17 protein-coding genes are annotated in these 20,186 nt (G+C 66.5%); 7 read left to right on the forward strand and 10 right to left on the reverse strand.

The genetic code is table 11. The features are described from left to right. Positions 1-64: 64 nt before the first annotated feature. Both J2126_RS08880 and J2126_RS08885 read right to left on the reverse strand, forming a co-directional pair. A complete protein-coding gene (locus J2126_RS08880) occupies positions 65-694 on the reverse strand; it encodes a glutathione S-transferase family protein (RefSeq protein ID WP_209489992.1) in 630 nt (209 codons plus the stop codon). Between the two features lie 220 nt (positions 695-914). After that, positions 915-1,688 carry a ferredoxin--NADP reductase gene (locus J2126_RS08885; protein ID WP_209485831.1) on the reverse strand — a complete coding sequence of 258 codons (774 nt, stop codon included), beginning with the start codon at positions 1,686-1,688 and terminating at the stop codon, positions 915-917. 189 nt (positions 1,689-1,877) lie between these two features. On the opposite strand from J2126_RS08885, the gene J2126_RS08890 reads away from it, so the two are divergent. The 6 genes from J2126_RS08890 (at position 1,878) to J2126_RS08915 (ending at position 9,002) form a co-directional block, all read left to right on the forward strand. Then, on the forward strand, positions 1,878-3,482 hold the full coding sequence (locus J2126_RS08890; RefSeq protein WP_245327255.1) for an acyl CoA:acetate/3-ketoacid CoA transferase: 1,605 nt from the start codon (positions 1,878-1,880) through the stop codon (positions 3,480-3,482). 53 nt (positions 3,483-3,535) lie between these two features. Continuing rightward, positions 3,536-4,219: a TetR/AcrR family transcriptional regulator gene (locus J2126_RS08895; protein ID WP_209485833.1), complete on the forward strand. Its 684-nt coding sequence runs from the start codon at positions 3,536-3,538 to the stop codon at positions 4,217-4,219. Between the two features lie 572 nt (positions 4,220-4,791). Further along, positions 4,792-6,267: a hypothetical protein gene (locus tag J2126_RS08900; protein ID WP_209485835.1), complete on the forward strand. Its 1,476-nt coding sequence runs from the start codon at positions 4,792-4,794 to the stop codon at positions 6,265-6,267. After that, positions 6,222-7,190, forward strand: coding sequence for an NAD(P)-dependent oxidoreductase (locus J2126_RS08905; protein ID WP_348634396.1), 969 nt, complete (start codon positions 6,222-6,224; stop codon positions 7,188-7,190). The genes J2126_RS08900 and J2126_RS08905 overlap by 46 nt, the downstream gene beginning before the upstream one ends. Beyond that, positions 7,187-7,957: an enoyl-CoA hydratase/isomerase family protein gene (locus tag J2126_RS08910; protein WP_209485837.1), complete on the forward strand. Its 771-nt coding sequence runs from the start codon at positions 7,187-7,189 to the stop codon at positions 7,955-7,957. The genes J2126_RS08905 and J2126_RS08910 overlap by 4 nt, the downstream gene beginning before the upstream one ends. A gap of 127 nt (positions 7,958-8,084) precedes the next feature. After that, on the forward strand, positions 8,085-9,002 hold the full coding sequence (locus tag J2126_RS08915) for a hypothetical protein (protein ID WP_209485839.1): 918 nt from the start codon (positions 8,085-8,087) through the stop codon (positions 9,000-9,002). A 375-nt stretch (positions 9,003-9,377) separates the two neighbouring features. Here J2126_RS08915 and J2126_RS08920 read toward each other — a convergent pair whose 3' ends face one another. The 5 genes from J2126_RS08920 to J2126_RS08940 all read right to left on the reverse strand — a co-directional run bounded on the left by J2126_RS08920 (position 9,378) and on the right by J2126_RS08940 (position 13,928). Continuing rightward, the gene (locus J2126_RS08920) at positions 9,378-10,118 is read right to left on the reverse strand and encodes a hypothetical protein (protein WP_209485841.1); all 741 of its coding nucleotides are present in this window, start codon (positions 10,116-10,118) and stop codon (positions 9,378-9,380) included. 155 nt (positions 10,119-10,273) lie between these two features. After that, entirely contained in the window at positions 10,274-11,044 is a 771-nt protein-coding gene (locus J2126_RS08925) for a 2-keto-4-pentenoate hydratase (RefSeq protein ID WP_209485848.1), read from the reverse strand. Continuing rightward, entirely contained in the window at positions 11,041-11,844 is an 804-nt protein-coding gene (locus J2126_RS08930; RefSeq protein ID WP_209485850.1) for a shikimate dehydrogenase family protein, read from the reverse strand. Before J2126_RS08930 ends, J2126_RS08925 begins: the two co-directional genes overlap by 4 nt. A 174-nt stretch (positions 11,845-12,018) precedes the next feature. After that, positions 12,019-13,011 (reverse strand): ABC transporter substrate-binding protein, encoded by a 993-nt coding sequence (locus tag J2126_RS08935; RefSeq protein ID WP_209485858.1) that lies wholly within the window; start codon positions 13,009-13,011, stop codon positions 12,019-12,021. A 227-nt stretch (positions 13,012-13,238) separates the two neighbouring features. Next, positions 13,239-13,928, reverse strand: coding sequence for a MarR family winged helix-turn-helix transcriptional regulator (locus tag J2126_RS08940; protein ID WP_209485860.1), 690 nt, complete (start codon positions 13,926-13,928; stop codon positions 13,239-13,241). 348 nt (positions 13,929-14,276) lie between these two features. Between J2126_RS08940 and J2126_RS08945 the strand changes: the two genes are divergently transcribed. Further along, the gene (locus J2126_RS08945; RefSeq protein ID WP_209485862.1) at positions 14,277-15,212 is read left to right on the forward strand and encodes an ABC transporter substrate-binding protein; all 936 of its coding nucleotides are present in this window, start codon (positions 14,277-14,279) and stop codon (positions 15,210-15,212) included. A gap of 85 nt (positions 15,213-15,297) precedes the next feature. Here J2126_RS08945 and J2126_RS08950 read toward each other — a convergent pair whose 3' ends face one another. From J2126_RS08950 to J2126_RS08960, 3 genes are read right to left on the reverse strand one after another with little or no spacing between them, the layout of a single operon-like run. Continuing rightward, entirely contained in the window at positions 15,298-16,719 is a 1,422-nt protein-coding gene (locus J2126_RS08950; RefSeq protein WP_209485864.1) for an amidase, read from the reverse strand. Between the two features lie 2 nt (positions 16,720-16,721). Next, positions 16,722-17,243 (reverse strand): aromatic-ring-hydroxylating dioxygenase subunit beta, encoded by a 522-nt coding sequence (locus J2126_RS08955; protein WP_209485866.1) that lies wholly within the window; start codon positions 17,241-17,243, stop codon positions 16,722-16,724. A gap of 12 nt (positions 17,244-17,255) precedes the next feature. Continuing rightward, on the reverse strand, positions 17,256-20,129 hold the full coding sequence (locus J2126_RS08960) for an FAD-dependent oxidoreductase (RefSeq protein WP_209485874.1): 2,874 nt from the start codon (positions 20,127-20,129) through the stop codon (positions 17,256-17,258). Between the last annotated feature and the right edge of the window lie 57 nt (positions 20,130-20,186).

Raw genomic sequence — 20,186 nt, forward strand, 5'->3', positions numbered from 1 at the left:
TGCCACGATACCGGCGTTGCCGCGACGGGGTGCTGACGCAGAGCAAAATCCCGCGGGATTCCGCTCAGGTCCGGTAGCCCTCCTCGGCCAGCACCTGCCGCACCACCGGGCGGGCGCGCAGGCGCTGGTAATGGGCCTTCACCTTGGGCGGCATGGGGATGCCGGTGCGGTCGGCCCAGAACTCGTTGTAGAACAGAGCCGCGTCCGCGATGGAGAAGCGCTCGCCCACGGCGAAGCCTTCTTCCGGCAGGCGACGCTCCACGATGTCGAACCCCTGCGTCACGATCTCCCGGCCATGGGATGTCACGTCGTCTTTCAGACGTCCGGTATCCTCCGGCGCGACATAGCGCTCGGCGACGAAGACGCGGGTGAAGCCCTCGCCGTGCAGATGGCCGATGGCGAAATTCATCAGCTCCTCGGCCTTGGCCGCCAGCGCCGGATCCTCCGGCAGCAGCTTGCCGCGCGGATAGGTGCGGGCGAGCCAGAGCGCGATGGACCTGAAGTCGCACAAGGGCTCGCCGCCGTCCGGCACCAGCGTCGGGATGGTGCCGCGCGGGTTGATCTTGAGATAGTCCGGACGCAAATGGTCGCCGGCGGGGATGTTGATGATCCACGCCTCGAACGGGAGTTCCAGCGTCTCGAGCAGGATGTGGATGCCCGTGGAGCAGGACCCGGGCGTCATGTAGAATTTCATGGCCATGGGGACGGCCAAGCAAGAAGCGTGACAGGACGGGGGCGTCGTTCTCGCCCGTCTGGTTCCGCGCGCTAACCTCAAGACCGTCATGCCCCGGCTTGTCCGGGGCATCCACGGAACGGCCGGGCCGGCTCTGCGCTGTCAGGCCCCCCGCGTGTGGCGAGGTGGATCCCCCGGACAAGCCGGGGGATGACGGCTATGAGCGTGAAGAGGAAGCCCCCTATTTCTCCACGAACGCCTTCTCGATCACATAATGCCCCGGCTCGGACATGCTGCCCTCGGCGAAGCCCTGCGCGTCGAGCAGGCCGCGGATGTCGGCGATCATCGCCGGGCTGCCGCAGAGCATCACCCGGTCGTGCGCCTTGTCGAGGGGCGGCAGGCCGATGTCGGTGAAGAATCTGCCGGAGGTCATCAGGTCCGTGAGCCGGCCCTGGTTGCGGAAGGGCTCGCGCGTCACGGTGGGGTAATAGATGAGCCGCTCGCGCACCTCCTCGCCGAGGAAGGGATCTTCCGGCAGTTCCGTCGTGAGGTAGTTGGAATAGGCGAGTTCGGCCACCGTGCGGCAGCCGTGGGCCAGCACCACCTTGTCGAAGCGCGCATAGGTATCCGGGTCGCGGATGATGCTGAGGAAAGGCGCGAGCCCCGTGCCGGTGCCGAGCAGATAGAGCGTGCGGCCGGGCAGGAGATTGTCGTGGATGAGCGTGCCGGTGGGCTTCTTCCCGACGAGGATGCGGTCGCCCACCTTCAGGTGCTGGAGGCGCGAGGTGAGCGGGCCGTTCGGCACCTTGATGGAGAAGAACTCCAGCTCCTCGTCATAGTTCGGCGAGACGATGGAATAGGCGCGCACCAGCGGGCGGCCGTCCACCTCCAGCCCGATCATGGTGAACTGGCCGTTGATGAAGCGCAGCGCCGGGCTGCGGGTGGTGCGGAAGCTGAAGAGCGTGTCGGTCCAGTGATGGACGCTGAGCACGTCCTGCGTCTCGAAATTGCTCATGGGCGATCCGGTGGCTCTGGGCCGCGCGGCCGCCTTGAGGCGCGCACGACGGCGCGCCCGCGCGGCACGGGGCGAATTGACGATGGACGCATCGAGACATATAACTAACTGGTGAGTTAATCAAGACGGAGCCCCGTGCCTCGAGGCCCGGCGGCGCCGCGATGGGCAGGAACGGCAGGGAGAATCGACATGGCGATGCGCGTTCTGAGCGCGGAGGAAGCCGCGCGGCTGGTGCAGAGTGGCGACACCATCCTCATCGGCGGCTCGGGCGGCGGCCATGCGGTGCCGGACACGCTGATCGCCGCCGTGGCCGAGCGCTTCCTGAAGGAGGGCGCCCCGCGCGACCTCACCACCATGCATCCCGTCGGCCTCGGCGACCGCAAGACCCGCGGCGTCGGCCATCTCGCCCATGACGGCCTCTTGAAGCGCGTCGTCTGCGGCACGCTGGTGGATTCCCCGCCGGTGGAGAAGATGGCGCTGGAGGACCGCGTCGAGGCCTACACCCTGCCGCAGGGCGCCCTCTCCCAGCTCACCCGCGAGATGGCCTCCGGCCGCCCCGGCCTCGTGACCCATGTGGGCCTCAACACCTTCATCGACCCGCGCCTCGGCGGCGGGCGGCAGAGCCCTTCGGCGACGGAAGACCTGGTGGAGGTGGTCCAGCTCGCCGGGCGGGAGTGGCTCTTCTACAAGCCCTTCGTGCCCAACATCGCCTTCCTGCGCGGCACCACGGCGGACGAGGACGGCAACATCTCCATGGAGCAGGAGGCCATCTTCGGCGAGATGATCTCCATGGCGCAGGCCACCAAGCGCGCCGGCGGCACCGTCATCGTGCAGGTGAAGCGCCTCGCCCGGCGCGGCACGCTGAACCCGAAGATGGTGAAGATCCCCGGTATTCTGGTGGACGTGGTCGTGGTCGATCCCACACAGATGCAGACCTATGTCTCGGACTACAACCCCGCCTATGCCGGCGAGCTGAAGATACCGCTTTCCGCCATCGCGCCCTTGCCGTTCGATCCACGCAAGGTCATCGCCCGGCGCGCGGCACTGGAGCTGTATGAAGGCGCGGTTTGCAACCTCGGCTCGGGCATCTCCACCGGCATCGCCACCGTGGCGGCGGAGGAAGGGTGCCTCGATGCCATTACGCTGACCAACGAGCAGGGCCTCATCGGCGGCGCGCCGGCGAGCGGCAACGAGGTGGGCGCCAGCCGCAACTTCCACGCCATGATCGACCAGCCCTACCAGTTCGATTTCTACGACGGCGGCGGCCTCGACATCGCCTTCCTCTCCTTCGCGGAGGTGGATGCGGAGGGCTCGGTGAACGTCTCGCGCTTCTCCGACCGCATCATCGGCCCCGGCGGCTTCATCAACATCTCGCAGAATGCGAAGAAGGTGGTCTTCTCCGGCACCTTCACCTCGGGCGGGCTCGACATGGCGTGGCCGGACGGAAAGACGGTCATCCGCAGGGAAGGGCGCGACCGCAAGTTCGTCGATCGCCTCCAGCAGCTCACCTACAGCGGCGCCTATGCCGCCGGCATCGGGCAGGAGGCGCTTTATGTCACCGAGCGCGCGGTATTCCGGCGCGGGGGCTCCGGCCGGCTGGAGCTGATCGAGATCGCCCCCGGCATCGACCTGGAGCATGACGTGCTCGCCCACATGGATTTCCGCCCTGATATCGCGCCCGATCTGCGACTGATGGATCTGGCATTGTTCCATCCGCAAACGATCGGACTTGAACAGCGGCTCGCCGTGTCGCAACGTTCGCCGCGCAAGCCCGGCGCAAGACTCAGCGCTTGAGCGGGCGCGCTCTCGTCACGTTTCCTGTTTCGTTGCCAGTTCCGGACCCTGCGATGCCCGCATCCCCTCCCGCCCGCAAGGCGGCCCGCTCCACCACCGCCGCCCCGCAGCGCGAGGCGGCGACGCGGGATGCGGACAAGACGCGGCTGAACATCCTTGAGGCCGCCGAGGCGGAATTCGCCGCCAAGGGCCTCGCCGGCGCGCGGGTGGACGTGGTGGCCGAGGAGGCCGGCGCCAACAAGCGCATGATCTATTATTACTTCGGCAGCAAGGAAGACCTCTATCTGGCGGTGCTGGAGCGCGTCTATACCGACATGCGCGTCGCGGAGGCCGAGCTGGCGCTGGAAGCCATGGCGCCGCTTGCGGCCATCACCTGCCTCGCCGAATTCAAGTTCGACTATCCCGCCCAGCACCCCCACCTCATTCCGCTGCTCAACAGCGAGAATTTGCTCGGCGGCGAATATCTGCGCCGCTCCTTGCGCCTGCGCGAGATGCAGATTTCCCTCATCGCCCGGCTGGAAGCCATCCTCGCGCGCGGCGCCGCCGACGGCACGCTGCGGCCCGGCATTGACCCGCTGCACCTCTACCTCACCATCTCGGCCATCAGCTATTTCTACTTCTCCAACAACCCCACCCTCTCCACCGCCTTCGGCCGCGACCTCGCCACCGCCGACGAGCGCGCGGCCCGGCGCCGGCATGTGGTGGATGTGGTGACGCGGTATATCGAGCGGGTGTGAGGGGGGCGCAGCGAGCCCCGGAGCGTTTGAGTAGGAGCGCCTGCGGCGGCGCGGCTCGGCCTCGTTGACCCCCAAGCCGTCATGGCCGGGCTTGTCCCGGAAGTCGGCTGTTGCCGACTTCCGCCCCTGGGAACGGAACCCGCAAACATGCGGGTTCCGGCCATCCACGTGGAGCGGCCGGGAACACCTTCCGCTCATCGCGCCCTCGGCCCGACGGGGATGCCCGGGACAAGCCCGGGCATGACGGTGGTTTGGCGGATAATGCCTTTCCAAGATGCCCAAGCACGCTCCCCTCTCCCCTCGCGGGAGAGGGGCTGGGGGTGAGGGGGCTGATGCCGCAATCTCAACTTCCGGGCAAAGGGCGAAACACCCCTCACCCCAACCCTCTCCCGCAAGGGGAGAGGGAGCGCGGGTGGCGCCTCACGCCGCACCTTTCCCGCCTGCATCCTCCCCACGCCATCCACATTGACAGCCCCGCCTCACCCGTATTAACTAACCAGTTACATAAGCAAGAACGCCGGCCGCAAGGCCCGCATCCGAAACGCCCCGAGAAACACCCCAAGGAGCCCTCCATGAAGTATGGGGATTTCCCGAAGATCACGTCCTTCTCCGGCGTCGCCGGCTTCCGCGCGCATCTCGCCGAGCTGGGCGCGGACATGCCCTGCGACGACATCGTCGCCCACGGCCCCGACCAGCCGCTGGCCGCGCCGCTGACGGTCGACGGCATGACCATCGGCAACCGCTTCGCCATCCACCCCATGGAGGGCTGGGACGGCACGCGGGAGGGTGCCCCTACCGAGAACACCGTGCGGCGGTGGCGGCGGTTCGGCGAGAGCGGGGCGAAGCTCATCTATGGCGGCGAGGCGGTGGCCGTGCGCCATGACGGGCGCGCCAACCCGCTCCAGCTGGTGATGACCGAGGCGACGCAGCCGGCCATCGCCGGCCTGCGCGAGACGGTCATCGCGGCCCACAGGGAGGCCACCGGCAGTGACGACAAGCTCGTCATCGGCCTCCAGCTCACCCATTCGGGCCGCTTCTGCAAGCCGAACGACAATCGCAAGTTCGAGCAGATGATCCTCTACCGCCACCCGGTGCTCGACCGGAAATTCGGTATCCCGGAGGAGTATCCGGTGATGTCGGACGACGACATCTGGCGGCTGATCGACGATTACATCACGGCCGCCAAACGCGCGCAGGCCTGCGGCTTCGATTTCGTGGACCTGAAGCACTGCCACGGCTATCTCGGCCACGAATTCCTCTCCGCCCGCAGCCGACCCGGCGCGTTCGGCGGACCCCTGGAGAACCGCACCCGCTTCCTGCGGGAACTCGCGAGCGGCATCCGCGCGGCCTGCCCGGGGCTGAAGTTCGGCGTGCGCCTCTCGGCCATCGACCTCATCGCCTACCGGCCGGACCCTGCGGCGAGCGTGCCCGGCATCCTCGGCCCCGGCGTGCCGGAGAATGCGGCCGGCGCTTTGCCCTATGTCTACGGCTTCGGCACCGATGCGGGCGACCCCACGGCCTATGATCTCAACGAGACGTTCGAGGTGTTCGAGGTGCTGCGGGCGCTCGACATCCACCTCGTCAACGTCACGCTCGGCAGCCCCTATTACAATCCCCACGTCACCCGCCCCGCGAGCTATCCGCCCTCCGACGGCTACCAGCCGCCGGAAGACCCGCTCTTGGGCGTGATGCGCCATCTGGAGGTGGTGCGGGCGCTGAAGCAACGCTTCCCGGACTTCACCCTCATCGGCTCCGGCTATACCTATCTTCAGGAATTCCTGCCCAACGTGGCGCAGGCGGTGGTGCGGCAGGGCTGGACGGATGTCGTCGGCCTCGGCCGCATGGTGCTCTCCTATCCCGACCTGCCGCTCGACGTGCTGCACGGCCGGCCCTTCCAGAAGAAGAAGGTGTGCCGCACCTTCTCCGACTGCACCTCGGCACCGCGCAACGGCATCGTCTCCGGCTGCTATCCGCTGGATGCGTTCTACAAGAAGTCCGAAGAATTCAAGCAGCTCGCGGCAGTGAAGAAGGCGGCGAAGACCGCCTAAGAACCTCGGAGGACACCATGGCGGAGATCGCACCGGGGGCGCGGATCGCCTTCCTCGGCACCGGCATCATGGGCGGACACATGGCGCGGCGGCTCGCCGAGGCCGGCTTCCGCGTCGCCGCCTGGAACCGCAGCCGGGCGAAGGCGGAGCCGCTTCTTGCCCACGGCGCCACCATCGCCGAGGCGCCGGAAGCGGCGCTTGAGGGCGCGGCGGCGGCGGTGGTGATGCTCTCCACCGGCGCGGTGATCGACGAGGTACTGTTCGAAGGCCCCGCGCTCGATGCGCTCAAACCCGGCGCAACGATGGTGGTGATGAGCTCCATCCCCGTCGAGACCTGCCGGGCGCAGGCCGCCCAAGCCGCCGCGCGAAACATCCGATACGTGGACGCGCCCGTTTCCGGCGGCGAGGTGGGGGCGCGGGACGGCACCCTCGCCATCCTCGCGGGGGGCGATGAAGGCACCATCGCGGACCTTGCCCCCCTCTTCGCCCCCATGGGCCGGGCGACGCGCATCGGGCCGGTGGGGACGGGGCAATTGGCCAAGCTCGCCAACCAGATCATCGTCGGCGCGGCCATGGCGGGCGTCGCCGAGGCGTTCGCCTTCGCCGCGAAGGGCGGGGCGGACCTTGCCAACCTGCGCACGGCGCTGATGGGCGGTTTCGGCGACTCGAAGGTGCTGAACCTCCACGGCGCGCGCATGGCGGCGCGGGATTTCGTGCCCGGCTCCCCGGCGCAGTATCAATTGAAGGACCTGAGGACGGCGCAGGCGCTGGCGGGGGAGATGGGGCTGAGCCTCACCTTGCTCGACACGCTGACCGGCCTGTTCACGGACATGATGGCCCATGGCGGCACGGACCGCGACGTCTCCGCCATCTTCGAGGAGGTGGAGCGCCGCTCCGCCGCACGCACGGGAGAGAACGCATGAGCGACACCGACGGCGCCATCCGCGTCACCCACGAAGGGGCGGTGGCGCGCCTCGTCATCGACCGGCCGCGCAAGCACAATGCCATCACCCCCGCCATGGCCCGCGACCTCGCGGCGGCCTGCGCGGCGCTGGATGCGGACGATGGGGTGCGCGTGGTGCTCATCACCGGCGGCGGGGAGAAGGCGTTTTCCGCCGGCTCGGACATGAATGCCCTCGGCGAGATCACCGACCTCTGGGCCTTCCGCAACCGGGTGGAATATGCCGCCGTGGTGCGCGACATGCGCAAGCCCGTCATCGCGCTGCTGCGCGGCTGGGTGCTGGGCGGGGGGCTGGAGATCGCGCTCGGGGCCGACATCCGCATCGCCGGCACGTCCGCCAAATTCGGCGCGCCGGAGGTGACGCGGGGATGGGTGGGCGGCGGCGGCGCCTCCCAGATGCTGCCGCGCCTCGTGGGCTACGGACAGGCCATGCGCCTGCTGCTCTCCGGCGACACCATCGATGCGGCGCGCGCACTTTCCATCGGCCTCGTGGAGGAGGTGGTGGACGACGACGCCCTCGACGCCCACGCCACGGCGCTGGCCCAGCGCATCGCCACCTTCAGCCCCCTCGCCACCCAGGCCGTCAAAGCCGCCACCCGCGCCGCCCTCTCCATGCCGCTGGAGGCCGGCATCCGCCACGAGAACGAACTGCACGTGATCTGCATGAGCGACCGGGGCCGGCAGGAGGGGATCACCGCGTTTCAGGAGGGGCGGGAGGGGCGGTTTTGAGGGGAGCGATTTGAACTGGTAAGCGATAAAGCAATATCAAGTTTCTCACTAAGGATGTCGCTATGTTGCGATTGGCAAAAAATTTCAGCACACTCGATGTGCCCCATCCGTTTGGTAGGATAGTGAAATGCCATCTGCCGCCCGAATCCAAAGTGGACGGTACACGGAAGCCGACGTTCTCGCGCTTTACTTGAAATACAGAGAGTCTCGAATCGGCCCATTTACCCGCGAAGTTGGAGATTTTATCGCGCACTCCAAAAGAAACAGAGGCGCAACACTCGATTCGACGGCGTATATATTTTCTCAGATTGCGTTCTTTCACACTTATCAAAGCAATCAAAAAAGGCCACTAGATCCGAAAGGCCCCTGCGGCTGGTGGCTCCGGCACTACCTACTCACAAAGATTAAAGAAGAAAGTGAACACGACCTCCTACGGTCGATTGGTCTGACCAAAAAACAATCTAAAAATGCCGTTAAATCATGGTTTCCGACAGACGAATCCTATCAAAATATAATTAATTGCAACGATCCAGATATTTTATACGGAATGGCTGGCCTTTTTTCGCAAAAAATAGTTGTAAATTCAGCTTTTGAATTGAATGCCGTTAAAAGAGAAGTTTTTGATATCTTCCAAAGAGAAAAAATCGAAGCAACCGAAATTGATAGATTTATCGTCGCTACCGCGGTTATTCTCAATGGAAAATCCGTCGATATAGTTTCTGGATTTACCGCACGCATTCAATTGACAATTGGCCATCATAGAAGCGAACCGATGGAGCGCTCCAGTGAATTCGAATCTGATTTAGGATACACAATTTCGTCTATACTCCCCGATGGAAATCTGAAAATTGCAATCGTAACGCAAAATAATACGGGTGATAGAATCGTTGATGTCGGATTTGATTTATTAGATACGAAAATAGATACGGAACCATACTTTTCACGATCTCTGATACGAATAGGAGATCATGGAATACCGAAACTTGATTTAGATAGAAAAATTTGCTTTAATAGCGAAAAATATCCTCACGTATTTGAGATATAGTGATTCCATCGAAAATTATAATATGTTATCTGAAAATTAATCTTTGCTTTCAATTATAGTTAATTGATCGACGATCCCGCGATGCTTCCTGACCTCGGCGCAGTGAAGTGGCCTGCGGCCTCACTATCGGTACCGCCGCGTTCGTGTAAGCTGCAACTGAGTCACGGAAAGTCGCCCATTGTCGGCGGGACCTACTGCCTCATCATACCCACTCGCCCCACCGCCCCGAACTCCGCCTCCACCCGTCCCGCTCGCTCCAGCTGCACCGGCGTCGTCGCCGTCCCGGTCGTCACGATCCACCCCTCGCGCAGGGGCGCGCACAAAGCCGGGCGCCGGCGATGTGCCGGACGGCTTCGAGCGCGTCGCCGCCCCCCCTCACGGCTTCAGATTGAGCACCACCGTCGCGTCCGGCGTCTTGCTGGAGGGGAAGGTGTACCAGTAGCTGCCGTTGAGCTGCCGCTCGGAATTGGAGGAGGCGAACTTGAAGCCGTTCTTGCCGAGGCCCGGGAAGGTGAAGCTGCCGCCCGCCGCGGGGGTGAGCTTCACGGCGAAGCACGAGGCATCATAGCAATAGACCCCACGCTCGCCGGTGGAGTTGAACTGGAAGCGGCTGGTGTTCTGCCTGTTTTCCTGCGCTCTGGCGCTGCTCTGCCAAACCCAGCGGCCCTCATAATAGGGGCGGCTGAAGTCGATGGCGGCGGCGGCCGGGGCGCCGGACTTCAGCCGGAAGACGATGGTGGCGTCGGGCGCGCGGCTGGAGGGGTAGGTGTACCAGTAGCCGCCCGTGAGTTGCGCATCGGAACTTGCGGGGTCGAACTTGAAGCCGTTCTTGCCGAGGCCCGGGAAGGTGAAGCCGCCGTCCGCCGTCGTCCTGGGCGTCACGTTGTAGCAAGAGCCGTCATAGCAATAGACCGCGCGATCGGCCGTGGCGTTGAACTGCAGGCGGCTGGTGTTCTGCCTGTTTTCCTGCGGTCTGGCGCTGCTCTGCCAGGCCCAGCGGCCCTCATAATAGGGGCGGCTGAAATCGATGGATTGCGCCGCCGCCCCCGCGCCAAAGGCGGCGACAAGAGCGGTCGCGACCGCGCACACGACAAGCCCCCGGATCGACGCGATCACGATATCCCCCTCGTTCAGCGCAGACTGCTTTTGCCCCCACGGCGGGCCGTCCGCTTCCTCATCGGTAGCATCGTCTGCAATCAAGCGGCAACTGCGCCGCTGGCGGTTGCCCTTTTCTGTGTTGCCCCTTTTGGTGTCGCCCCTTTTGGATTGGCCTACGCGATCCCCACCCCCACCCGCCCCACCGCCCCAAAATCCGCCTCCACCCGTCCCTCTCGCTCCAGCCGCACCGGCGTCGTCGCCGTCCCGGTGGTGATGATGTGGCCGGCGCGCAAGGGCGCACAGAGGCGCTGGGCGTTGGCGAGGTGCTGGACGGCCTTGAGGGGGTCGCCGAGGATGCGCGCGCCGCTGCCGGTCTCGATCTTGATGCCGTCGATGCGGAGCGTGACGGGGCCGGCGCGGTCGAGGGCGCGCCAGTCACTCACCGGCGTTCCGGGAATGAAGGCGCCGTTGCCCATGCTGTCGGCAAGGCGCAGGGCGCCGGGGGCGTCCGGAGGCACGCGGCCATCGGCGATCTCGAAGGCGGGGATAAGCGCGGCCACCGCCTCGGCAATCTCCTCCAGGGTGTAGGGCGTCTCGCGCGGGGGCAGATCCCGCCCCAGCAGGAAGGCGAATTCGCATTCCAGGAGCGGCGCAACGAAGCGGGAAAGCGCCACCTCGGCAGGCGCGGGAAACACCCAGCCGGAGAGCAGCGGGCCGGCCACCGGTCGCGTGCCGCCATAGGCCGCGCGGTCTTCCTCCTTCAGCGCCGTGACCTTCCATCCGCGAATGTCTTCACCCGAAAGGCGGACGATCTCCGACTGCACCTGATAGGCCTCCTCCGGCGTCGCGGGCACGCGCGCGTCGGCGGGCAGCTCGGCAAGGCGCGCCCCCTGCCGCGCCGCATGGAGCAGGCCGGCGAGGCGGGCGGCGTCTTCCGGGCTCATGCGCCCGCCTGCAGGGCAAGGCCGAAATAGGCCATCATCAGATCGCGCTGGCCATCCAGCATGTGCCTGCCCTGGTGGATGGCGCAGCCGCGCGCGGCGGCGGCGTGGAGGAGAGCCGTGGTCTCCGGCTTCATCAGCACCTCGGCGACGAGGGTTTCCGGGCCCGCCTTCTCCACATCGAAGGAGAAGGGATCATCTGGCTCAAGGCCCAGCGGCGTCGCATTCACCGCCAGGTCATGGCCGGAGGGGTCGCGGGTGCCGAATTGGGTCTCGATCTGCGGGTAGGCCGCCTTCACCCGCTTAAGCAGGGCCTGCCCGATGGCGGGGGTGCGATCGAAGAGCGTGAGCCGCGCCATGCCCGCCCCCGCCAGCGCAAAGGCAATGGCGCTCGCCGCCCCGCCGGCGCCGGCGATGTAGACGGATTTCCCCTGCGGCCCCCACCCCGCCTTGGCGAGGCCGGCGACGAAGCCGTGGCCATCCAGCATGGTGCCCGTGAAGGTGCCATCCGCCTCCCGCCGCACCGTGTTCACGGCGCCCACCTTATCCCCGTCCCCCACCAGCCGGTCTACAATGCCCGCCACCCGCGCCTTGTGCGGCGCCGTGACGATGAAGCCATCCAGATTCGCGATGGCCTTGAGGCCCGCCATCGCGGTTTCGAGCTCGTCGGGGCGGATGTGGATGGGCACGCAGACGGCATCGATGCCGCGCTCGGCGAAATACGCATTGAACACGAGCGGCGTGCGCACATGGCCGACGGGATCGCCGATGATGGCATAGAGGCGGGCGGTGCCGGCGACCATGGGGGCTCCTTTGGTAACTATCCGGTTAGGTGGTTCATGGCGCGCGGGTCTGGCGCGATCTGGAACGGCTCGGCCCCCGCGCGCGGCGGGGGCCTCGGCATCATTCGACTGACTCTCTCCCGAACGGCATCGATTCCCCGGTGAAAACCGGGGCTGACAGCATCGATATCGCTGTCAGTTCGGGAGGAAGTCGTTGGTGTAAAACTTCGCGCCCTGGGCGGGGTCGATGTCCACGCCAGAGTATTTGGAGAGGATGTCCAAGGTTCCGGCGATGTCCTTGGGGTCCGTCCACAGGGGCGGCTTCTTCTCGGTGAGGGCCGTGTGCAGGAGCGGCAGGGTCACAGTCCAGCTGGCGAGAAGGGTCTCGCGTTTACCTGCCTTCGGGTTCACCTTAAGCATGGCATCCACGGCGCCTTGCGGATTCGACTTGGCTTCCGCGATGGACTTCTGCAGCGCGCGCAGGAAACGCTTGGCGAGGTCCGGGTTCTTCTCCAGAAGGTCCGGACGCACGATGACGGAGCCGTTCACCGTGTTGACGCCGAAATCGGCGAAAAGCATGGCGTAGACAGGCTTTCCAGTGGCTTCCTCGATCAGCGGCTTCTGGTCGTTGACGTTGCCGAGGAGGAAGTCGGCCTGGCCGGAAATCACCGCGTTGCGCTTGGTGGCGGCATCACCGGTGATGACCTTCACCTGGCTGTCCTGAATGCCGTTGACCTTCAGAAGTGCCGGCCACAGCTGGGAAAAACTGTCGCCCGGTGTATAGACGACAGTCTTGCCGATCATGTCCTTGGGGGTGCGGATGTTCTTGTCCGCGAAACCCTGCACGGCCATGGGGCTCTTCTGCAGCATGATGCCCACGGCCTTGATGGGGGCGCCTTTGACGGCCGCCTTCACCATGGTGCCGAAGTCCGCGTAGCCGAACGTCGCGGAGCCCGCCGCCACCGCCTGCACGGTCGCGCCGGAGCCGCGCCCCTCCTCCACGGAAAGCTCGATACCCTCGGCCGGGAAGTATCCCTTCTCGATGCCGAGGTAGAACGGCGCATGCTCGCCGTAATTGTACCAGTTCAGCAGCAGCGTCACCTTGTCGGCAGCAGCGGCCGAAAGGGTGGTGCACAGGAGCACCGCCGCACCGCCAAGCCACGCGCCGAACCTCGCCTTGAGCGCCATCTTATCCTCCCGTTCCATCCGGCCCGTATCATGTGCGGGCCTTGTCGTGTCACTCCCGCCCCCGCGTTGGCGCGCATCAGGGCGAGGCAGATCCCATCGGCGGGGCAACCCGCCGCGAGTTATCTAACCATATAGTTACGTCCGCTCCGCGACGTGTCAAATGGAGGTGTTCGAACTTTCCCCATCGTCAGCCACAGACCCCCACCACCCGCGCCGCCGAAGGTCGCTCAGTCCTCACCCGGAGCGCGACGACGGCGGACCTTGAAATCGGCCTTCAGCTCGGCGCGGCTGTAGTGGTTGTTGCCTTCCACCAACTGCGTCAGCATCGCGAGGAAGGCTGAGCGGTATTCCGGATCGAGCGGCTCCAGCAGGCGCTGCTGGGCGCGGACCATGGCCTCATACATCTCGCCCACCAGCGTCCGGCCCTCATCGGTGAGGAAGGCGTTCATGGCGCGCCGGTCCGTCTCAGAGCGCTCGCGGCGGACGAGGCCGCGCTCGGCAAGGCGCTCGAGCACGTCCGCGACATTGGTGCGGTCGATGCCCACCTCGACGCCGATGGTGCGCTGGTCGCTGCCGGAATGCTGGAGCAGCGTGGTCATGAGGCCGTATTGCACGGGCGTGATGTTGAAGGCCTTGCACTCCTCCAGAAAGATGGCGGAGTGGATCTGATGCAGCCGGCGCACCAGATAGCCGGGCCGCTCCCACAGCGGCATGGAGGGGGACGAAGCGCCGGCGGCATCGTGGGTAACAGCCACCTCGCGCAAGGTGGCCTCCGCATCGCGGCCCTGCGCGTCCGAGATTGGGACATCCCGGCCCGGATCGGGATCGGCGCCCCGGATCTTCCGCCCTGCGCCGAGCCGACGTGTCCCCTTCCGATCCCGCGCCGATGTTGCGTCCACGGCACCGGAAGCCGTCATGTCGTTCCCCTTCAAGGCCTCACCTTTCATCTTCCTCGAGCGACAGCCCGCGACGGCACGAGCCCACATGATGCCTTGGCCAAGAAGAATGGGAGCACACTCGCCGCCGCGCCGGCAAGCGCCGGCAGCTATTGTTGAATCCCGGCCTGGAAGGGACTTCCCAGCAGAGGCATGTTTCGTGCAGTGTACCACATTGTACCGCGCTCGATACGAGCTATTCCCGTGAGTTAAGCACACTGGAATAGCTACCAGAAAAGGATCAACCCGATGTTTGGACTGTCTGCCCCGGCCCTCCTTGCATCAATTGTAGGCTGTATGCTGACTATCTTACCGGCACATGCAGCGGACGTGATCCGCGTCCGGCTGGATTGGACGCCCTGGGGCGTCCACGCCCCCTTCCACCTTGCCGCGAAGAAGGGACTCTTCGCCGCCAACGGGCTCGATGTGGAGCTGGTGGATGGCAACGGCTCCGTGTCAACCGTGCAGATCGTCGGCAATGGTGAGTACGACGTTGGCCATGCGGCACTCGCGCCCATGGCCATCGCCCGCGCCAAGGGCCTGAACGTAAAGGCCATCGCCGGCTTCGTGCGCCAGAACGACATCGGCCTTCTGGTTCCGAAGGACAGCGGCATCACCGGCCCGGCCGACCTGAAGGGCAAGAAGCTGGCCTTCACCGCCGGCTCGCTCGAAGCCCCCTTCATCGATCGCTTCCTGGCCGCCGGCGGCCTGAAGCGGTCGGACGTGGAGCTGATCGCCGTGGATGCGTCCGCCAAGGGCGGCACCTACATGGCCGGACGCTCGGACGGGGTCTTCTCCACCGTGCCCTTCATCCTGCCCGTGGTGAATGCGCAGCGCCCCTCCAGCACCATCAACTTCACCACCTATGGCCTGACCTTCCCGAGCTTCGGCCTGTTCGCCACCGAGAAGAGCATCGCGGCCAAGACCGATGCGCTGCGCCGCTTCTCCAGCGTCGTCGCCGGCATGTGGACCTACATCATGGCCGGACACGAGGACGAGGCGGTCGCCGCCATCATCGAGGCCCGGCCGAACGCCAAGCTCAATCCGGCCATCCTGCGCCAGCAGATCGACGTGCTGAAGGGGTTCGTCGCCACCCCGGCCACCAAGGACAAGCCCATGGGCATCATGGCCGAGGCCGACTGGCGGCAGGGGCTGGACGTTCTCGCGGATGGCAGTCTCGTCCCGGCCGGTCAGACCGCCCCGGACTTCTTCACCAACGACCTGATCGATACCACGATCTCGGCACGGGTCGCCTCCGGCAAGTAGGCCCACACGTAGACACGCCCGCGGCCGGTGCGCCGGACGCGGGCGTTGGCGACGATCAAACTCGGGCCGGTTGCCGGCCCGAGCCTCAGCCCCGGATTTCCACTTCAGGGCATGCCGGCGCCGGCATCCCAGCGGCGATCTCGGCGGCGGCGGCAAGCAGCGCCATATCGTGGTTCCAGCGCCCCACCAGCTGCACGCCGAGCGGCCCGCCATTCTCCGCAAGCCCGACGGGTAGCGCGAGAGCGGGGTGGCCCGAAAGATCGAAGAGCGACAAAGCCGAAGTCCACTCCGCCCGCAGCGGCCCCACGGCCTCGCCGTCAATCACCAGGGGCGCCGAAAGGTCGAAATCGGCGGCCACCAGCGGGGCGGAGAGGCAGGGGGTGAGAATGAAATCGTATTGCGCGAACTTCGCCTGCACCCCACGGAACAGCTGGGCGCGGGCCACCTGGGCGCGCATCAGGTCGAGGGCGGTGAACCCCCGCGCCGCCTCGATTCCCGCCCTGAGTGCCGGCGACAGCCGCGCGAAATCCTCTGCGGAGGTCGTAGCAAATCGCAGCGCCCAGTTCGTCTGCTGCAGGGTGCTCCAGATGGGATCGGGCGCAGCGAGGGCATAATCCTCCTCCGCCACGTTGGCGCCCAGCCGCTCCAGCATGCGCACCGCAGCGCGGGTCGCCGCCTCCACCTCGCGGGCGACACGGCCATTCCCGGCACGCATCCACAGAAGAACCCGCGCACCTTCGAGGCCGCCGCCGGTTGCGGCGAGCGGAGGGGCGCGCAGGCTCCAGGGATCGGCCGGCGACGGCCCGGCGACCACGGGCAGGGTTGCCGCGATATCGGCGACGCTTCGGCCGATCAGCCCCAGATGGATGAAGCTGCCGAAGGCATCCGGCACCCGCTCGTGCGGCACGAGGCCCAGCGTCGGCTTGAAGCCGTAGGTGCCGGTGGCCGCGGCCGGCAGGCGGCTGGAGCAGCCGGCGTCGGTCGCGAGCGTCACCGGCGTCACCCCGAGCGCGACGCTCGTCCCGGCCCCGGAGGACGAGCCACCGCAGGTGAGGCCCGCCGCGAACGGGTTCAGCGTCAGCCCGGTGAGGGGCGAGAAGCCCAGCGGCGAATGGGCAAATTCCGTCGTCGTCGTCTTTCCGATGACGATGGCGCCCGCCGCCCTGAGCCGGGCCACGGCCGCGATATCCGACGCCGCCGGCGCGGCCTCAGCGAACAGCTGTGAACCCCAGCGCGTGGGCAGTCCGGCGCAATCGAGAATGTCCTTCACGGCGATCGGGACGCCCGCGAGCGGACCGGGCGTCTCGCCGGCGGCCGTGCGCGCGTCCATATCCGCCGCCGCCGCGCTCGCGCCCGCGCCGTCGAGCGCGGCGAAGCAATTGTACCCCGCCTGGGCCGCCTGCGCGCGGGCCAGCGCCGCGTCCACCGTCTCGCTCACCCGCCGCGTGCCGGCGGCATGGGCTGCGGCGAGGCGTGCGACCTCGCTTTCTCGTGCAATCGCGTTCATGCTCAAACCGGGATGCACAGAGCGTTGTCGATGAGCAGGCTGTCGTAAACGCAAATGCGCGAGGCGAGCTTCAGCCCGCCCTCCTCCCGCACGAAACGGTCGATGTAGCGGCCCACCTGGTGGATGGTCGCGTCCGGCCGGTCGAACAGCACCTGGAACACCACATAGTTCGCGGTGGCGTCGACGCTGCCGTCCTCCGCCTCGGCGACCTTCAGGTTGCCCACCATGTGCCGCAAATAACGCGGCGCGAACATGGCGGTCTTCTCCAGCGCGAACGCCCGGTCCCGGATCATGCCGCGGTTCTCGCAATAGATCAGGCCCACCGGGAGCTTCCGGTCGTAATTCTCGCGCGAGATGATGTTGTAGAAGCCATTGACGGTGAACATCTCGGCCCAGTCCGCCAGCCGCTGCTGGTCGAGGGCGGAGGCATAGGCCTCGTTGAAGGCCTCCACCTCCGCCTTAAGCAGCAGGGCATCGATCAGATCTTCACGGGAGGGCGCATTTGCACTCGTGGGGTTCAGCATGTTCGCGCCTCCTCAGGCGATACCCATGGCGTCGCGCCAGTGGCGATACATGGCGCGGATGGCGGCTTCCGAAATCAGCGTGTCGGCGGTGCCCGCCTCGGTGCCGGGATCGAGCTTCACCAGATGTTTGCCACCGGGCACGCCGATCATGCCGTCCTGCACGAACTTGATCGCCTCGTTGTCCTCCAGCCCCAGGAAGCCGGCCGGACCCATCAGGTTGCCCTGGCGCAGCCGATGGCGGGTCATCTCCTCGTCATCGCCCTCGAAGCCGAACATGGTCCATTTCATGATGAACTCGTTCGGGCCGGTCGGCACGATGTGGCGGATGCCCAGCGTGTTCATCTCCCGCTGCACGATGAGGTTCGGCCAGATGGTCGCCATGGTGACGGACCACGGGCTGTCGAACTCGTCGATGAAGTCCATGAAGCGCGGCTCCTCGAGGGTCATGCCCTCCTTGTAGGCGCGCATTTCCTTCTTCTTGTCCTCGGACACCACGGCATCCGACTTGGCGGACGCCATCACCCCGTGCCGGCCGGAGGGGTCCGCCAGCATCAGAGACTTGTTGCCCGCCACAAGCAGGCCGAACGTGACCAGGAAGGTATGCAGCAGGGTCGCGTGATAGGGGTCCTTGAGGTTCTCGTGATAGAGCTTCCAGTTGCCCGGCAGGCTGTGGCGATAGTGGCCCAGCAGCTTGGGCTTGCGGCCGTCGAAGGTGGCCTCGAACTCGCGCAGCACCTCGGGGCCGAGATAGTCCGGGAAGCTCTCCATGTCCTCCGCGTAGGAGGCGAAGACGACGCCGCGATGGGTGGTCACGTTGAGCTGCTTCAGGCCATGGTCCGCCGGCTTGAAGTCCTTCGGCATGCCGCCCTTGCCATCCACCCCGCGGCGGAAGGGGACGCCCACGAGATTGCCTTTCAGGTCATACGACCACTGGTGATAGGGGCAGACGAACTCCTTGGCATTGCCCGACAATTCCCGGCAGAATTCGGCCGCGCGATGGGCGCAGCGGTTCTCGAAGACGTGGATGGTGCCGTCTTCCGCGCGGGCGACCACCACGGGGGTCGGGCCGACATTGGAGCGGACGAAGTCGCCGGGATTTTCGATCTCGCATTCCAGCGCGACGAAATTCCAGGTGCGCCCGTGGAAGATGCGCTCCACCTCGCGGTGGTACACGGTTTCGTCCGTATAGACCCAGTCGGGGATGATGGAGAGGCCTTCATCGGGCCACACATATTTCTTCGTGAACTGGACGTCGGGGCTCGCGCTCATGTCGTCCTCCTCAGGATCGATCGGCGTGGGTTCAAAATCGCCCGGCGCAAGGAGACGCGCGCCGTGGGCGGCAAGGTCGAAGGGGGTGCCGGCGGCCAGCTCCGCGCGGGCGGCGCGGATGGCGGCGGCTTCGGAGAAGGCGATCACAGCCGTGACGCGCCCGTCCGCGACGGTGCGGTAGACGGCGCCCGCAGCGCCGTCCGTGCCGCTCAGAGCCACCGCGTCTCCGGTGCCGGGCACGCCCAGCATCTGGATGTTGAGGCCGAACTGGTCGGTCCAGAACCACGGCGCCCTCTCGGCCCGCGCGGTGTCGTCCCCGGCGATGCTGCGGCCGGCGGCGGCACCCTGCTCCTCGGCATTCTGCCAGCTTTCGAGCCGGCCGCGCCGGCCGTTCAGCGGGGCATGATGGAGCGCGCAATCGCCCGCCGCCCATATGCCGTCGATGGTGGTGCGCCCGGACGCATCCACCACGATGCCGCCCGCGACCTCGCAGCCGGCGGAGGCGGCAAGGTCCGTCTCGGGCACGAGGCCGACGCCCACCAGAACCGTGTCTGCAAGGATCTCGCCGGCTGTGGTCGCGAGCGCCAGAGCGCCGCCGCGCGGGGCGATCGCCTTCACCGCCACATCGCGCCGGATATCGACGCCATGGGCTTGCGCGAGCCGGCGGAAGGCGGCGCCCAGGGGCGGCGGCAGGAGGCGGGACATCAGCTCGCCCTCGCGCTCCAGCAGCACCACCTTGAGACCGCGCGCCCGGGCGGCGGAGGCAAGTTCCAGCCCGATGAAGCCGCCGCCCACCACGGCAACGGTGCCGGCGGATGCCAGGGACGCGGCGATGGAGCGGGCATCCTCCAGCGTGCGCAGGTGATGCACACCGGGCAGGTCATCGCCCGCAACGCCGAGGCGGCGGGCCGTTCCGCCGGTGGCGATCAGGAGCGCGCCATAGGAGATTTCCGTTCCATCAGAAAGGGTTGCGATGCGCGACGCCGCATCGACCCCGGCCACGCGCAGGCCCGGATGGAACGTCACGCCCAGCGCCGCCACGTCGGCGGGCGGGAGGCGGCAGGCGGAGGCGGGATCGAAGGTTTCGCCCAGCGCCTCCTTGGACAAAGGAGGCCGCTCATAGGGCAGATGCGGCTCGGCGCCGACGAGATGAATGGGGGCGGAAAAGCCGGCCGCGCGCGCCGCGCGGATGGCGGCGGCGGCGGCCTGGCCGGCTCCCGCGATCACGAGCGGAAGCTGATCTCGTCCCGTTTTTTCAAGCACTTGATCCGCATCGACAGGCGCCTCATCGGCGCGGCCGGTGCTGGCGGTTTCGAGGTCGACGAGCACATCGCCGCCCTCCACCTTGGCGGCATAGGTGGTGAGGTCCTGGGTGAGGGGAGCGCACAAAGCGCGGCCGGTGCGGATGTCGAAGACGCCCTGGTGGAGGGGGCATTCGATGGTGCCATTCTCCACATAGCCATCCTTCAGGAAGGCCAGCGCGTGGGTGCAGATGCCGTGGGTGGCGTGAACCTCATTCTCTTGACGGAACAAGGCGATAGGCACACCGTCCACCTCCACCCCGGTGACGCCGCCGTCGCGCAGCGCGTCGAGTTCCGCCACCTTCCTGAAGCCCATCGGATCCTCCCACCGTTTCCGGCGATTTTAATCAGTATACCGAGTAATTTTCTGCCG

It is taken from the genome of Xanthobacter flavus, from assembly GCF_017875275.1.
Classification (GTDB): domain Bacteria; phylum Pseudomonadota; class Alphaproteobacteria; order Rhizobiales; family Xanthobacteraceae; genus Xanthobacter; species Xanthobacter flavus_A.

What these genes read in the sequence shown, in the direction of transcription:
- J2126_RS08930 (WP_209485850.1), bottom strand. Translation starts at nt 11,844, where the DNA reads ATGGTCGCCGGCACCGCCCGCCTCTATGCCATCATCGGCGATCCCGTC.
- J2126_RS08910 (WP_209485837.1), top strand. Translation starts at nt 7,187, where the DNA reads ATGAGCGACACCGACGGCGCCATCCGCGTCACCCACGAAGGGGCGGTG.
- J2126_RS08890 (WP_245327255.1), top strand. Translation starts at nt 1,878, where the DNA reads ATGGCGATGCGCGTTCTGAGCGCGGAGGAAGCCGCGCGGCTGGTGCAG.
- J2126_RS08950 (WP_209485864.1), bottom strand. Translation starts at nt 16,719, where the DNA reads ATGAACGCGATTGCACGAGAAAGCGAGGTCGCACGCCTCGCCGCAGCC.
- J2126_RS08935 (WP_209485858.1), bottom strand. Translation starts at nt 13,011, where the DNA reads ATGGCGCTCAAGGCGAGGTTCGGCGCGTGGCTTGGCGGTGCGGCGGTG.
- J2126_RS08955 (WP_209485866.1), bottom strand. Translation starts at nt 17,243, where the DNA reads ATGCTGAACCCCACGAGTGCAAATGCGCCCTCCCGTGAAGATCTGATC.
- J2126_RS08960 (WP_209485874.1), bottom strand. Translation starts at nt 20,129, where the DNA reads ATGGGCTTCAGGAAGGTGGCGGAACTCGACGCGCTGCGCGACGGCGGC.
- J2126_RS08900 (WP_209485835.1), top strand. Translation starts at nt 4,792, where the DNA reads ATGAAGTATGGGGATTTCCCGAAGATCACGTCCTTCTCCGGCGTCGCC.
- J2126_RS08925 (WP_209485848.1), bottom strand. Translation starts at nt 11,044, where the DNA reads ATGAGCCCGGAAGACGCCGCCCGCCTCGCCGGCCTGCTCCATGCGGCG.
- J2126_RS08895 (WP_209485833.1), top strand. Translation starts at nt 3,536, where the DNA reads ATGCCCGCATCCCCTCCCGCCCGCAAGGCGGCCCGCTCCACCACCGCC.
- J2126_RS08915 (WP_209485839.1), top strand. Translation starts at nt 8,085, where the DNA reads ATGCCATCTGCCGCCCGAATCCAAAGTGGACGGTACACGGAAGCCGAC.
- J2126_RS08880 (WP_209489992.1), bottom strand. Translation starts at nt 694, where the DNA reads ATGAAATTCTACATGACGCCCGGGTCCTGCTCCACGGGCATCCACATC.
- J2126_RS08940 (WP_209485860.1), bottom strand. Translation starts at nt 13,928, where the DNA reads ATGACGGCTTCCGGTGCCGTGGACGCAACATCGGCGCGGGATCGGAAG.
- J2126_RS08885 (WP_209485831.1), bottom strand. Translation starts at nt 1,688, where the DNA reads ATGAGCAATTTCGAGACGCAGGACGTGCTCAGCGTCCATCACTGGACC.